This window comes from Octadecabacter sp. SW4 (assembly GCF_008065155.1).
In the GTDB taxonomy this organism is placed as follows: Bacteria; Pseudomonadota; Alphaproteobacteria; order Rhodobacterales; family Rhodobacteraceae; genus SW4.
In genome coordinates this window covers 3,171,925-3,186,591 of the sequence record NZ_CP042819.1, presented here as the reverse complement: position 1 = coordinate 3,186,591, position 14,667 = coordinate 3,171,925, and the positions used below count along the sequence as shown (strand labels likewise).

General features: G+C 57.8%; 13 protein-coding genes. 8 read left to right on the top strand and 5 right to left on the bottom strand.

Features of this window, described 5'->3' with window-relative positions:
* Window positions 1–63 precede the first annotated feature (63 nt).
* From dnaJ to FTO60_RS15810, 4 genes are all read right to left on the bottom strand, one after another.
* Window positions 64–1,209, bottom strand: a complete 1,146-nt coding sequence (gene dnaJ, locus FTO60_RS15825) for a molecular chaperone DnaJ (RefSeq protein WP_148056857.1) — start codon at window positions 1,207–1,209, stop codon at window positions 64–66.
* 73 nt (window positions 1,210–1,282) lie between these two features.
* A complete protein-coding gene (dnaK, locus tag FTO60_RS15820) occupies window positions 1,283–3,184 on the bottom strand; it encodes a molecular chaperone DnaK (RefSeq protein WP_148056856.1) in 1,902 nt (633 codons plus the stop codon).
* 197 nt (window positions 3,185–3,381) lie between these two features.
* Window positions 3,382–3,918: a hypothetical protein gene (locus FTO60_RS15815; RefSeq protein WP_148056855.1), complete on the bottom strand. Its 537-nt coding sequence runs from the start codon at window positions 3,916–3,918 to the stop codon at window positions 3,382–3,384.
* Window positions 3,919–4,007: 89 nt separating this feature from the next.
* Complete coding sequence (locus tag FTO60_RS15810; protein WP_148056854.1) at window positions 4,008–4,829, bottom strand: ABC transporter permease; 822 nt, start codon at window positions 4,827–4,829, stop codon at window positions 4,008–4,010.
* Between the two features lie 142 nt (window positions 4,830–4,971).
* Here FTO60_RS15810 and cysQ point away from each other — a divergent pair, with 142 nt between their 5' ends.
* From cysQ to FTO60_RS15770, 8 genes are all read left to right on the top strand, one after another.
* On the top strand, window positions 4,972–5,769 hold the full coding sequence (cysQ, locus tag FTO60_RS15805; RefSeq protein WP_148056853.1) for a 3'(2'),5'-bisphosphate nucleotidase CysQ: 798 nt from the start codon (window positions 4,972–4,974) through the stop codon (window positions 5,767–5,769).
* A gap of 1 nt (window position 5,770) precedes the next feature.
* Window positions 5,771–6,571 (top strand): 3-deoxy-manno-octulosonate cytidylyltransferase, encoded by an 801-nt coding sequence (locus tag FTO60_RS15800; RefSeq protein WP_148056852.1) that lies wholly within the window; start codon window positions 5,771–5,773, stop codon window positions 6,569–6,571.
* Complete coding sequence (locus FTO60_RS15795; RefSeq protein ID WP_148056851.1) at window positions 6,568–7,800, top strand: glycosyltransferase family 2 protein; 1,233 nt, start codon at window positions 6,568–6,570, stop codon at window positions 7,798–7,800. Before FTO60_RS15800 ends, FTO60_RS15795 begins: the two co-directional genes overlap by 4 nt.
* A 120-nt stretch (window positions 7,801–7,920) precedes the next feature.
* On the top strand, window positions 7,921–8,814 hold the full coding sequence (gene galU / locus FTO60_RS15790; RefSeq protein ID WP_148056850.1) for a UTP--glucose-1-phosphate uridylyltransferase GalU: 894 nt from the start codon (window positions 7,921–7,923) through the stop codon (window positions 8,812–8,814).
* A gap of 30 nt (window positions 8,815–8,844) precedes the next feature.
* Window positions 8,845–10,008, top strand: a complete 1,164-nt coding sequence (locus FTO60_RS15785; RefSeq protein WP_148056849.1) for a glycosyltransferase family 1 protein — start codon at window positions 8,845–8,847, stop codon at window positions 10,006–10,008.
* A gap of 48 nt (window positions 10,009–10,056) precedes the next feature.
* Complete coding sequence (locus FTO60_RS15780) at window positions 10,057–11,067, top strand: glycosyltransferase family 2 protein (protein WP_148056848.1); 1,011 nt, start codon at window positions 10,057–10,059, stop codon at window positions 11,065–11,067.
* Window positions 11,064–12,761: a beta-1,6-N-acetylglucosaminyltransferase gene (locus tag FTO60_RS15775; protein ID WP_148056847.1), complete on the top strand. Its 1,698-nt coding sequence runs from the start codon at window positions 11,064–11,066 to the stop codon at window positions 12,759–12,761. Before FTO60_RS15780 ends, FTO60_RS15775 begins: the two co-directional genes overlap by 4 nt.
* 3 nt (window positions 12,762–12,764) lie before the next feature.
* Complete coding sequence (locus FTO60_RS15770; RefSeq protein WP_148056846.1) at window positions 12,765–14,189, top strand: sulfotransferase family 2 domain-containing protein; 1,425 nt, start codon at window positions 12,765–12,767, stop codon at window positions 14,187–14,189.
* Here the strand turns inward: FTO60_RS15770 and FTO60_RS15765 are convergent.
* Window positions 14,186–14,650, bottom strand: coding sequence for a PTS sugar transporter subunit IIA (locus FTO60_RS15765; RefSeq protein ID WP_148056845.1), 465 nt, complete (start codon window positions 14,648–14,650; stop codon window positions 14,186–14,188). The genes FTO60_RS15770 and FTO60_RS15765 overlap by 4 nt on opposite strands.
* Window positions 14,651–14,667: the final 17 nt, after the last annotated feature.

The following is a 14,667-nucleotide window of genomic DNA, read 5'->3' as shown; positions in this document are numbered from 1 at the left end:
GAGTTGTTTCATGCACCCAGACTGGCGCGATTCGCTTACCGTTTGGTTAATGATTGGCTAAGATCAGCCCTTCATTCCGTCCCAGAACGATTTGACCGAGCTAAAAAAGCTGGAGCTTTGCGGATTGTTGTCCTCGGCCAGCTTGTCGAACTCGCGCAGCAGCTCTTTTTGCTTGCTGGTGAGGTTCACAGGTGTTTCGACGGCTAGTTCGATGAACATATCGCCCGCGCCGGCACCGCGCAGGGCTGGCATACCCTTGGCGCGCAGACGCATCTGGCGGCCCGATTGGCTGCCTTGGGGGATTTTCACGCGCGAACGGCCACCGTCGATGGTTGGCACTTCGATATCGCCACCAAGGGCGGCATCGGTCATCGACACGGGCACGCGGCAAAACAGGTTGTTGCCTTCGCGTTCGAACAGCTTGTGTTCACGCACTTCGATAAAGATATACAGATCGCCGGTCGGACCGCCGCGCATGCCCGCCTCGCCTTCGCCAGCAAGGCGAATACGGGTGCCGGTTTCGACGCCCGCGGGGATGTTGACCGACAGCGATTTTTCTTTTTCGACGCGGCCCTGACCGTGACAGGATTTACAGGGGTTCTTGATCGTCTGGCCCATGCCGTTGCAGGTTGGGCAGGTGCGCTCAACGGTGAAAAAGCCCTGTTGCGCACGCACCTTGCCCATGCCCGAGCAGGTCGGGCAGGTTTGCGGCTCAGCGCCGCCTTCAGCACCGCTCCCGTGGCAGGTGTCACATTCCACGGCTGTCGGGACGGTGATGGTTTTTTGCAGGCCGGTATAGGCTTCTTCGAGGTCGATGCGCAGGTTGTAGCGCAGGTCGTTGCCACGCGCCGCGCGACGTCCGCCGCCGCCGCGCTGGCCACCCATGAAGTCGCCAAAGAGGTCGTCAAAAACGTCGCTGAACGCGCTGGCGAAATCGCCTTGGCCACCGCCACCGGGGCGCCCGCCGCCGCCGCCCATGCCGTTTTCAAACGCGGCGTGGCCGTAGCGATCATAGGCCGCCTTTTTGTTGGCGTCTTTCAGGACTTCGTAGGCTTCGTTCGCTTCTTTGAACTGGGCCTCGGCCTTGGGATTGTCGGTGTTACGATCAGGGTGAAGTTCTTTCGCCTTGGTGCGATATCCCTTCTTGATCTCGTCGGCGCTTGCGCCCTTCGAGACCCCGAGAATTTCATAATAATCGCGTTTTGCCATGACTTTGTGTTCCCTTGGGAAGGCAAAGACCGGCCCGGCAGTGCTGCGGGCCGGTCTTATTGTTCACCTGCGCTTAGTCGCGCTTGTCGCCATCAAGGTCTTCGAAGTCGGCATCGACGATATCGTCGTCCACGTTCTCGGGGCCTTCTTCGCCGGCTTCGTCTTGGCTGGCCTTGTAGATTGCCTCGCCCAGCTTCATGGCAGCTTCGGTCACGTTCTGGATACCCGACTTGATCTTGTCGGCAGTGGCGTCGCCTTCGAGGTCGTCCTTGAGGGCGGCAACAGCCAGTTCGATCGCTTCGATCGTTGTCGGATCAACCTTGTCGCTGTGTTCCTCAACCGATTTTTCGGTCGAATGGATCAGGCTTTCCGCCTGGTTGCGGGCCTCGACCATCTCGCGGCGTTCCTTGTCGGCGTCGGCGTTTGCCTCGGCGTCCTTGACCATCGCTTCGATGTCTTCGTCCGACAGACCGCCCGAGGCCTGGATCGTGATCTTTTGCTCTTTGCCGGTGCCCTTGTCGGATGCGCCTACCGACACAATGCCGTTGGCGTCAATATCAAAGGTCACTTCGATCTGGGGCAGACCACGTGGTGCGGGCGGGATATCTTCAAGATTGAACTGGCCCAGCATCTTGTTGTCCTGCGCCATTTCGCGTTCACCCTGGAATACCCGGATTGTCACCGCGTTCTGGTTGTCTTCGGCCGTGCTGAAAATCTGCGACTTTTTCGTCGGGATCGTCGTGTTGCGGTCGATCAGACGGGTGAACACACCACCCAGCGTTTCAATCCCAAGCGACAGTGGCGTGACGTCCAGCAGAACCACATCCTTGACGTCGCCTTGAAGAACACCGGCCTGAATGGCGGCACCCATCGCGACGACTTCATCCGGGTTCACGCCCTTGTTCGGCTCTTTGCCAAAGAACTTGGTCACTTCTTCGATCACCTTTGGCATGCGGGTCATCCCGCCAACCAAGACAACTTCGTCGATGTCGTTGATCGACAGGCCAGCGTCTTTCAACGCGGCTTGGCATGGCTTGATCGAGGCCTTGATCAGATCGCCCACAAGGCTTTCCAGCTTGGCGCGGGTCAGTTTCACAACAAGGTGCAACGGCTGACCGGATGCGCCGTCCATCGAAATAAACGGCTGGTTGATTTCGGTCTGGCTGGACGAAGACAGCTCGATCTTGGCCTTTTCAGCAGCTTCTTTCAGACGCTGGAGGGCCATCTTGTCCTTGGTCAGGTCAACGCCGTTCTCTTTCTTGAACTGCTCGGCCAGATAGTTGACGATGCGCATGTCAAAGTCTTCACCACCAAGGAACGTATCACCGTTGGTGGACTTCACTTCGAACAACCCGTCGTCGATTTCCAGAATGGTCACATCGAACGTGCCACCACCAAGGTCATAAACCGCGATGGTGTGCGTTTCGGTCTTATCAAGACCATAGGCCAGCGCGGCGGCTGTTGGTTCGTTGATGATGCGCAGCACTTCAAGGCCGGCGATCTTGCCGGCGTCCTTGGTGGCCTGACGCTGGGCATCGTTAAAGTAGGCAGGCACCGTGATGACGGCCTGCGTCACTTCTTCGCCAAGATAGCTTTCGGCGGTTTCTTTCATCTTGCCGAGGATGAAAGCGGAAATCTGGCTGGGAGAGTATTTTTCGCCCTTGGCTTCAACCCAGGCATCGCCATTTCCGCCGTCAATTACGTTAAACGGCATGTTCTTTTTGTCCTTGGCCAGATCTGCATCGTCAAAGCGACGTCCGATCAGGCGCTTGACACCAAAGACGGTGTTTTCGGGGTTCGTGACAGCCTGACGTTTGGCCGACTGGCCGACAAGGCGTTCATCGTCGGTAAAGGCGACGATCGACGGCGTTGTGCGCGCACCTTCCGAGTTTTCGACAACGCGCGGTTTGGAGCCATCCATGATGGCAACGCAAGAGTTGGTGGTTCCGAGGTCAATACCGATGACTTTGGCCATGTTTCAAATCCCTTCTTAAGGCAGTTTGAGCGGAGCGGACCCGTTCCGGCATCCGCGCCCGATAGTTAATGCGATAGGGGGCAAGCCCGTCTCGCGGATCACTGGGGTATATAGGGATGGGTTTGGGGCGCTGCAACCTATGCCAGCACAGCATTTTCGCCAATTTTGCAGAAGTGGCAGTTCGGTGTCGGTTCTGTCTAGCGTTCTGCGATCGAACAACAGCCACGCAAGACCGCACCATCGCGCAAGCCACCCTCGGACCCGTCAATGATCATGCGCAGGCTCAGGCCAAATTCACGGTCCGACATGCCGTCATTGCATGACTCTGCCTCGATATAGCTGACGATCTCCCCATCGGGGATGTCGTGGCGCAGGATCATGCGCAGCGGATTACCCCAGGCGCCGCTTTCCCAGACCGGGATCATGGGACCGTAGGCGTCCGCGTTGAGGGTAAGCGTCGACGGTGCGCGCGGGGTTAGCATAACATCCCAAAACGGTTCTGTTCCGTAGCAGGCCAAGGGTGATGACATATTTGTCCACATCGCGTCAGGCACCAGTCGCAGATAGGCCAAAGACACCCAGCCCGCTTGTTCCCCCGCATTGACGATGGCCCAGTCTTTGGCGTCGTCCGTTCCGACAACCTCAATGCCCTTGGCATCGTGTTGCAAGGTTGCGATGATGTCTGACGACGCCTCCGGGGCGCTGCGGATATTGAGAACATCATCGCTGGCCACCCCTGACACATCATATAGGGCGGGAAAGTTAGTAGTTTCCGCCCAAGCCGCCGTTGCCCAAAGGCACAAGGCGGCGCACAGGCGCCAGATCACCGTGCCGCTTCCCAGCTGATGGATGCGTTCTTGCGTGTGTAGAACTCCAGCATCATGCCGATCATGATCAAGACAACGCTGACGGTCACAGGATAGCTGATCGAGCTATAGTGCGGATTGTAGTTGATAAAGACGAAGCCGCGCGACTGATCGATGCTGTGAAACAGCGGGTTCCAATCGAACAACGGGAGCATCGTGCTTGGCAGTGAATTGGCCACAAACATCTTGCCCGATGCGATCATGTTGGCGCGTGCATAGATCGACGACGCGATCTGCGTGAACCCGGGCAGCCAAGGTTTGAGCGACAGAAAGATCACGCCGACAGCGACGCCCGAAAACCACGCCAGCAAGAGGGCGCCAAAAGCGCCGATTGGCTTGTCGATGTAAACCGGCGTGATCGCTACGTGGTAGACGAACAGCACCGCCGCCATCGACAGCACCTGAATGTAAAGCGAACTGAGTGCGGCAGCCGTGATCGCGATGATCGTGTTCATCGGCGCGTGTTTCATCATCGCCGAGGATGGCCCTTCAGAGCGGAACACGGCTGTCATGGCTTTGGTATGGGTCAGGAATAGAAAAATGCCTGACATGATATAAAGCAGGAAATCACCGCGGATCGCGCTGCCCTTGAGCCCCAGCACCGAAAACATGAAATAGAACGCCGCCACAAAGACGATCGTTTGCATCATGTTCATCAACAGCCCGACAAGCGCATTGCTGCTATCCTTGCGGATATCGCGCACGATGCTGTGGTAGATCAGCCCCAGCATGGAAAAGGCCGTGCGTGACCTTGTGACTGGTCGTGTGTCTTCAAACATTGTGGGCCTGCCTTTGCCGCTGTGCCTCTGTTTGGCACGAAAATCTTGCCGATCTCTTAGCACAGGACCATAAGGGGATTGCCCCCTTTTTTCAATAACAAGGCCGTGGGGTGTTTGTGTGGCCACATGAGGAACCAAAGGCATGGATTTTGACAAGCTGGGCCGGGTGATGCGCCGTCTTTCCCTGGAAGCGGGCGACAAGATCATGGAGATCTATAATGGCCCCGATTTCGAAGTGAAGACCAAGAGCGATGAGAGCCCCGTCACCGCTGCCGACGAAGCAGCGGACGAGATCATTTCTGCGGGTTTGCGCGCCGCCTTTCCAGAGGTGACACTCGTGACCGAGGAACAGGCCGCGACTCATGCGCAAAGCGCCAGCACCTTTTTGATTGTTGATCCGCTGGATGGAACCAAGGAGTTCGTCCATCGCCGTGGCGATTTTACCGTGAACATTGCTTATGTCGTTGACGGTGTGCCTGTGCGCGGCGTGGTCTATGCACCCGCCAAGGGGCGCCTGTTCTACACCCTTCCCGACGGCCAATCCGTCGAAGAAACCGGCGCTTTCGCCAAGGATACCCCCGGCCCGACTGCGCCGATCAGCGTGTCATCGCCCGATAACGCGGCATTGATGGTTGTCGCGTCAAAATCGCACCGTGATCAGGCCACGGACGACTACATCAACAAATACGCCGTCAAGGATATGAAAAGTGCAGGCTCGTCCCTGAAATTCTGTCTGATCGCTACGGGCGAGGCTGATATTTATCCGCGCGTCGGCCGCACAATGGAATGGGACACCGCCGCTGGGCACGCTGTTCTTACTGGTGCAGGCGGCCATGTTGTGCGCTTTGATAATCACGAAACGCTTGCCTATGGCAAAGCGGGTTTCGCGAACCCGTTTTTTATCGCCTATGCCCCCGGCGTTGACCTGAAGCAGGCGTAACATGGGCACCCTGATCGTCATTCCCGCCCGCTATGCCAGCACCCGTTATCCGGGCAAGCCCTTGGTCGAATTGCGCGGTGCGGACGGTCAGGCCAAAAGCCTGATCAAACGTTCGTGGGAGGCGGCGATGTCGGTGCAGGGCGTGGATCGTGTGGTGGTGGCCACCGATGACGATCGCATCAAGGCGGCGAGCGAGGCGTTCGGCGCCGATGTCGTGATGACATCCCAAGACTGTCAAAACGGGACCGAACGCTGCGCCGAAGCCTATGATGCCTTGGGTGGCGGCTATGATGTGATTGTCAACTTGCAGGGCGATGCCCCTCTGACGCCCGCATGGTTTGTCGAAGATCTTGTCAGTGCCTTGCGCGTGCACCCGGTCGCCGAAGTTGCAACGCCTGTGTTGCGCACCGAAGGGCGTGCCTTGAACGGGTTTCTCGAGGACCGTCGCGCGGGGCGTGTTGGTGGCACAACGGCCGTGTTCGGGGCTGATCACAACGCACTTTATTTTTCGAAAGAGGTTATTCCCTATACCGGCAAGACCTACGCCGATACTGATGAAACGCCCGTGTTTCATCACGTTGGCGTCTATGCTTATCGCCCCTCGGCGCTTGCGGCCTATCCCCGTTGGGCGGCTGGACCGCTTGAGCAGCTTGAAGGGTTGGAGCAGCTCCGGTTTCTTGAACGCGGCGCGCATATGCTTTGCGTCGAGGTCGTGGCGCGTGGCCGCCAGTTCTGGGAGCTGAACAACCCCGAAGATGTGCCGCGGATCGAGGCGATGTTACAGCAGATGGGGGCAGTGTGAGCGCAGAAAACGTCAGCATTGTCGTTGTCAGCCGTGGCCGCCCCGATGCTTTGCGTTTGTGCCTGATGGGTATCAGCCAACTGCGTTATCCGCATTTCGAGGTGATCGTCGTTGCGGACCGCGAGGGGCTGAAAGCCGTTGACGGGTTGGCTGACCGGATCAAGACGGTTGCCTTTGACGCGCCGAATATCTCGCAGGCCCGCAACCTTGGCATTGCGCAGGCCGCCGGCAAGATTGTTGCTTTCATCGACGATGATGCCGTGCCCGAACCCACGTGGCTGTCCTACCTGGTGGCGCCCTTTGGTGATGCGGCTGTCAGCGCTGTGGGTGGTTTTGTCATCGGGCGCAACGGCATCAGTTTCCAGTGGAAAGCCCGCGATATTCGCCCCGATGGCAGTTCGGCCCCGATTGCGATCGATGAGACCCGCCCGACCCTGTTGCAAGGCACGCCGACGCGCGGGATCAAGACCGAAGGCACGAACATGGCGTTTCGGCGCGACGTTCTGGCGCGGCTTGGCGGGTTCGATCCAGAATACGCGTTCTATCTGGACGAAAGCGATCTGAACATGCGCCTTGCCGCAACCCAAGCCAGCACTGCGATTGCGCCGCGCGCGCAGGTGCATCACGGGTTCGCGGCCAGTGCCTATCGCGCCGCCAATCGGGCGCCCAAGGATTTGACCCACATCGGCGCAAGTCTTGTGGTGTTCTTGCGTCGCAATGCGCCCAATGCGGATCATTCCGGTGTTGTTGCTATGGAGCGCGCGCAGCAACGCAAACGGCTGCTTCGTCACATGATCGCGGGCAATCTGATGCCAGGCGATGTGACGCGCCTGATGCGCGGTTTTGACAAAGGCTGCGCCGAGGCGGAATCGCGCGACCTTGCAACGCTGACCCAGCTTCCCCCCCCGCAATCGCCCTTCCTTGCGTTTGCGCCAACCGTGCAGGCCAAAGGCCATATGGTGCTGTCGGCGCGGCGCTGGAACTGGCGTGAACGGCGCGCCGATGCCGTGCGCGCCGTGCAGGATGGCGCGATTGTCAGTCTTTACCTGTTCTCCACTTCTGCGCGTTATCACAGGGTCGGCTTTCATCAGGATGGCTACTGGGAACAGTGCGGCGGGTTGTTCGGACGGTCGCTGCGCAGTGATCGTATCTGGTGGCCTTACCGTTGGAAAAGCCGCCTGAAACGCGAGGTTAATCGCGTTGCGCCCGTGCGGAGCGGTGCGGATTGACAACTATGACCGGATTTTCCCCGCCGATTATGGGGATTGGTCATTCTTTTGACGGGGGTTTCCGTGTTAAGATTAACCAAACGATCCCGAAGGCATCGGGGCTAGTGAGTGGGTGGCGCGATGAAAAAGAAAGTAACCAAGGCAATCTTCCCTGTGGCCGGGTTGGGGACACGCTTCCTGCCCGCGACGAAATCCGTGCCCAAGGAAATCATGACGTTGGTGGACCGTCCACTCATTCAATACGCCATTGATGAAGCCCGCGCGGCCGGCATCAAGGAATTCATTTTTGTCACGTCACGCGGAAAATCCGCGTTGGAAGACTATTTTGACCACTCTCCCGAGCTTGAGAATACGCTGCGTAAAAAGGGCAAGAGCGACCTGCTGGAGACTCTTAAGACAACAAACATGGACAGCGGCGCGATTGCCTATATCCGCCAGCACAAGGCGCTGGGTCTTGGTCACGCCGTCTGGTGTGCGCGCCGTCTGGTGGGTAACGAACCCTTTGCCGTGATCCTGCCTGACGATGTGATCGCGGCGGAAACGCCCTGTCTGCAGCAGATGGTCGAGGCGCACGCTGAAACCGGCGGCTGCATGGTCGCCGCGATGGAAGTGCCGCAGGACAAGGCATCATCTTACGGTATGCTGGACATTAGGGAAGACATGGGTGGCATGGTGTCGGTCAAGGGTATGGTTGAAAAGCCCCCGGCAGACGAGGCGCCATCGAATCTGGCCGTTATCGGCCGCTACATCCTGACCCCGAAAATCATGCAAAACCTTAACCGGATCAAATCCGGCACGGGCGGTGAAATTCAGCTAACCGACGCTATTGCCGAAGAAATCGCACAGGATCGCGATGTTTATGGGTTCCGGTTCCGTGGCCAGCGGTTTGATTGCGGGTCCAAGGCCGGGTTCTTGCAGGCGACCGTGGCGTTCGGCCTAGCCCGCGAAGACCTGCGTGAAGAATTCGGCCAGTATCTGGCCGAGATGATGTCGATGCGTCAGGCTGCGCAGTAGGTCCCGTTGGACCGGAATCCAAAACCCCGCTTGCTGAATCTTTCGCGGCTATTGTCGCGTGCCGGGCGTGTCCTGACCGGGGTTGATCGGGTCGAGCTGGCTTATCTGCGCCGCTTTTTGGCAGATGATCGGCCTGCCTTTGGGTTGATCCGCACGTCGGTCGGATATCTGTTGGTGGATCGTGTTGGTATGGCCGCAATCCTGAACGCGACGCAGTCCGGTGACTGGGGCCACGCGAACACCTTTGCGCGCCTGTCTTACCGTCTGTCGCGTCATCAGCAGGCCGCCTTGACCCTTGCGCGCCGTGTTTCTGTCGCTCGGTGCGGGCGGTTTGGTCTGGCAAGGATGCTGCGACAGTTTCAAGGCGGCGTCGATTACTATGCCGTGGCCCACAGCAATCTGACCCGTCGCACGCTTGCGCCGATCAAGGCGCTTAGGGGTAGCAGGATCAACGTGCTGATCCATGACATGATCCCGATTGATTTTCCACAGTACCAGCGCGCCAGTGTAAAGGAAACCTTCACGCGCAAGATCGCGGCGACGGTCGAATTTGCGGACCGCGTGATTTTCAACTCGCAAGACACGCGCGGCAGGTTTCACGCGCATGTCGGGACCACCAACGGCGTCGAGGTCGTGGCGCATCTGGGTGTTGATCTGGCGGCCCCCGATCCGGCGGCCCTTCCCAAAGGGGTCGACCTGTCGCGCCCATATTTTATTACCGTCGGGACGATCGAACCGCGCAAGAACCAAGCGCTGTTGCTGGATATCTGGGAGAGGTTGGGCGCAGATGCACCGCAGTTGTTCATCTGCGGCAGCCGCGGCTGGCAGAATGAAGATGTGTTTGCCCGCCTCGATACGGGTATCGTGGGCGTGACGGAAATGCCGGGTTTAAGCGACGGTGCGATTGCCGCTCTGACCCAAGGCGCGCGCGCCATGCTGTTCCCTTCATTTGCCGAAGGATTTGGCCTGCCTCCGGTCGAAGCAGCTGTGCTGGGCACGCCTGTCATCTGTGGCGATCTTGCCATCTGGCGCGAAGTGCTCGGCGACAGGGGCGTTTACCTAGACGTCACAGGCAGTTATGAGTGGGAAAAGATAGTTAAGATGATCGCAGAGCAGCAGGATTGTCGCCCCAATGACAAGATGATCGCGCCCACTTGGGCAGATCACTTCAAGATCGTGTTAAGCATGACATGATATCGCGGGTGTGCGAGGCTGGGTGCCTCTGAAGATCAAGGGAAGTAAATGGGTGCTTGGCAGTCATATCGGCTTAGGTTGCAGCGCAAGCGCTGGCGCATCCGTGCGTTCCGCAAGCGTCGGCAACTGAAGCCCGTTCAGGACCGCACCAAGCAAATCAAAAAGGGTGATATCCTCGTCTTTTCGACCTTCCGAAACGAAGATATCCGCCTACCGTATTTCCTGAAATATTATCGCGACAAGGGCGTGAACCATTTTCTGATGGTCGACAACGACAGCGATGATGGCGGGCGCGAATATCTTGCTGATCAACCCGATGTGTCGCTTTGGACGACCAAGGGCAGCTATAAACGCGCGCGGTTCGGGGTTGATTGGCTTAACTGGCTGCAGATGAAATATGCGCACGGGCATTGGTGCCTTGTTATCGATCCCGATGAATTTCTGGTCTATCCGTTTTGCGATACGCGCCCGCTGCGCGCGCTGACCGATTGGCTTGATGCATCGTCGATCAAATCCTTCGGGGCGATGCTGCTGGATATGTATCCCAAGGGGCGCATCGATGATGTGCCTTATCAACGCAATCAGGATCCGCTTGAAATCGCGTCATGGTTCGATGCGGGCAACTATTCGATCTACAAGAACCGAAAATTTGGCAATCTGTGGATTCAAGGCGGGCCGCGCGCGCGCAAGTTTTTCCCCGATGAACCCTGGCGCGCGCCTGCTCTCAATAAAATCCCGCTTATCAAATGGGATCGCAACTATGCCTATGTCAGTTCCACACATATGGTGCTGCCGCGGGGATTGAACCTTGTTTACGACGAGTGGGGTGGCGAAAAGGCGAGCGGCGTTTTGCTGCATACCAAGTTTCTCGACACCTTTAGCGTCAAGGCCGCCGAGGAACTGTCGCGCAAGCAGCACTATGCCAATAGCCACGAATACAAGGCCTATGCTTCGGGCCTGTCGGACGATCCCGATCTTTGGTGCAAGTGGAGCGAGAAATATATCAACTGGCGGCAGCTGGAAATTCTGGGACTGATGTCTAAAGGGAACTGGGCATGACCGTCGGGATTGTCATGCTGGTGCACGACGCGCTGGATCGCGCTGAACAGGTGATCCGGCATTGGGCCGCAAGTGACTGCCCTGTCGTCGTTCACGTCGACAAATCCGTTGATCGCGCAACCCATGATGCTTTTGTCGCCGCACTGGCGGATCTGCCCGATGCGCTGTTTTCCAAGCGCCACCGCTGTGAATGGGGTACATGGGGCATCGTCGCCGCATCACAAAGCGCATCCGAGCTGATGTTGGAAAAGTTCGCGCAGGTCAGGCATGTTTATCTTGCGTCCGGGTCATGCATGCCGCTGCGCCCCGTTGCCGAACTTCAGCGCTATCTTGATGCCCGGCCGCGCACCGACTTCATCGAAAGCGCGACAACGGCGGATGTGCCGTGGACAGTTGGCGGACTTGACCATGAACGGTTCACGCTGCGGTTCCCGTTTTCATGGAAAAAGAACCGGTTTCTATTTGATCGCTACGTTGAATTTCAGCGCCGCTTCAAACTTTATCGCCGCACACCTGACGGAATCGTTCCGCACATGGGTAGCCAGTGGTGGTGCCTGACGCGGCAAACGCTTTCGGCCATTTTGCAAGACCCCGATCGCCCGACCTATGACCGCTATTTCAGCAAGGTCTGGATTCCTGACGAAAGCTATTTTCAGACGATTGTGCGGCTGTATTCGCAGAATATCGAAAGCCGTTCGCTGACCCTGTCCAAGTTCGATTTTCAGGGCAAGCCGCACATCTTTTACGACGATCACCTACAGCTTTTGCGCCGGTCCGACTGTTTTGTAGCGCGCAAGATCTGGCGTCATGCGGATCGGCTTTATGATACTTTTCTTGGTGACGATGCTGGCGCGATGAAGGGCGCCGAGCCCAACCCTGGCAAAATTGATCGGATCTTCGCCAAGGCCGTCGATCGCCGGACGCGAGGACGCGCGGGCCTTTATATGCAAAGCCGTTTCCCCAACGAAAACTGGGAAAACGGTTTCACGTCGGCGCCCTATTCCGTGTTTCAGGGGTTTGGCGACTTGTTCGAGGATTTCGACACTTGGCTGGCCAAGGCCACGGGTGCGCGAGTGCATGGCCATCTGTTCGCGCCCGATGTCGTCGAATTCGAGGGTCGGCAAGAAACCTTTAGTGGTGCGCTGTCCAACAACCCCAATGTGCGGGATTATAACGCGCGGATGTTTCTGACGAACCTGATCTGGAACACCCGTGGCGAACGCCAGTGTTTTCAGTTCGGCCCGCGTGATACACAGATCATCAACTGGGATATGGCCAAAGACCCCAACGCGCAAATCAGCGTCATTTCCGGCGCCTGGGCCGTGCCCTTGTTTCAATCCAACCGCAACTTTGCCGATCTGCGGGCCGAAGCAGCCGCGCTGCAAAAGATCGAAAGCGATCATTTGAATGTCCTGCGGTCGCCCTATGCCAAGGCGCGTATTCGAATCTGGAGCATGGCAGATTTTATCGAAAGCCCGATGGAAGCATTGCAAGGAATCGTCGATGAAATGGGCGGCAAGAGCCTGCGCCGCCTGGCCGAAGCGCCGCGCCTTGTCGATTTGACAGGCTTTGGCCAGTTTCTTCAGAACCTCAAGAACCAGGGGATGCACCCATATTTGATGGGTGATTTTCCAACCGAAACGGCCCCCGACAACGTGCAGCCCAAACCGCGCAAACCCTATTTGGTCAGGTAACTCATGGCGTCTTTTGACTATTTTGTTGTGTTCGCCGAAATGCGCACCGGGTCCAATTTCCTGGAAACGAACATCAATGCATTCGATGGGCTGGCGTGTGTTGGCGAGGCGTTCAATCCGCACTTCATCGGGTATCCCAACCGCGAGGAAATCCTTGGCGTCACGCAATCGGAACGTGATGCAGACCCTGATCGGCTGATGAACCGGATCAAGGATAATCCCGACACGCTAACTGGTTTCCGGTTCTTCAATGACCATGACAAACGCGCGCTTGACGTTTGCCTGCCCGATCCGCGCTGCGCCAAGGTGATCCTGACCCGCAATCCGGTCGAAAGCTATGTGAGCTGGAAAATCGCTCAGGCCACGGGTCAGTGGAAGCTGACAAACGTCAAACATGCGCGTGTCGAGAAAATAATCTTTGATGCCAAGGAATTCGCGGCCCATTTGGCCGCGCTTCAGGAATTTCAGGTGCATCTGCTCAATACGCTGCAACGGTCAGGTCAGACAGCGTTTTATCTGGCCTATGAAGACCTGCAGGACGTCGCGGTGATGAACGGTTTGGCTGCCTATCTGGGATGCGATACGCGCCTTGATGCGCTGGACAATAGCCTGAAGAAACAAAACCCAAGCCCGATGTCTGACAAGGTCAAGAACTATGACGAGATGGAAATTGCGCTGGGGCAGATCGACCATTTTAACCTGACCCGAACGCCGAATTTTGAACCCCGCCGTGGCCCTGCGGTGCCGACATTCGTGGCCGCTCCGCAAAGCCCGCTGCTTTATATGCCCATCCGTTCCGGTCCCGAAGCTGTGATCAATCAGTGGCTCGCCGCACTGGATGGGCAGGACCAGGACGCGTTGATGTCCGGCTTTAACCAAAAAAGCATTCGCCAATGGAAACGCCAGCACGCAGGCCATCGCAGTTTCACTGTTGTGCGCCACCCTGTTGCCCGTGCCCACGCCGCGTTTTGTGATCGTATCCTGCAAACGGGGCCAGGCAGTTACGGTGAAATCCGCGCGACCCTACGCCAGCGGTTCAAACTGCCGATCCCAAAGAGCATGCCTGACGACAGCTATGACAGGCAGGCGCATCGCACGGCGTTCCTTGCATTTCTGGGGTTCCTCAAGGCGAATCTCGCATCGCAAACCGGCATCAGGGTTGATGCCGCCTGGGCTTCACAAGCAGGGGTCTTGCAGGGGTTCGCGCATTTCGTGCTGCCTGATCTGATCCTGCGTGAGGACCGGCTTGGCGAAGACCTGGCGATACTTGCGGCCCAAATCGGCAAGGACACCATGCCGCGACCCGCAGAGGCCAGTGACCCGCATGCGGCGCGTCTGGCGGAAATCTATGACGCCGAGATCGAAACCGCGACCCGCGCCGTATATCAGCGCGACTACATGACCTTTGGTTACGGTGATTGGGGTTAGGCCGCCTGCGTAGCGTGCACTTCGGTCAAAATTGAATGAAGGGTATCGGGGTCCGTGTTTGCGCGCAGTTTGGCGCAGACATCGGCGTCACGCATGGTGCGAGAGACAAGCGCCAGCGCCTTGAGGTGTTCCGCGCCTGCCGCTTCGGGGGCAAACAGGGCAAACACCAGATCGACCGGCTGGCGATCCACAGAATCAAAATCCAGTGGCTTTTCCAAACGCACGAATAACCCGCAGACCTTGTCCAGCCCCGGCAGGCGCGCATGGGGCAGGGCGACACCATGCCCGACGCCGGTGGGACCAAGCGCTTCGCGGTCAAGCAGTGCATCGACCACGTCAGTCTGCGAGAGATCGAACGAATCAAGCGCCATTGCGCCAAGATCATGGAACAAACGTTTCTTGCTGGTGGCAGCGCCAATTACCTTGACGCCGTCCAGTCGCAACAAATCCGATAGCTGCATTGGTCTTGTCCCTTAGC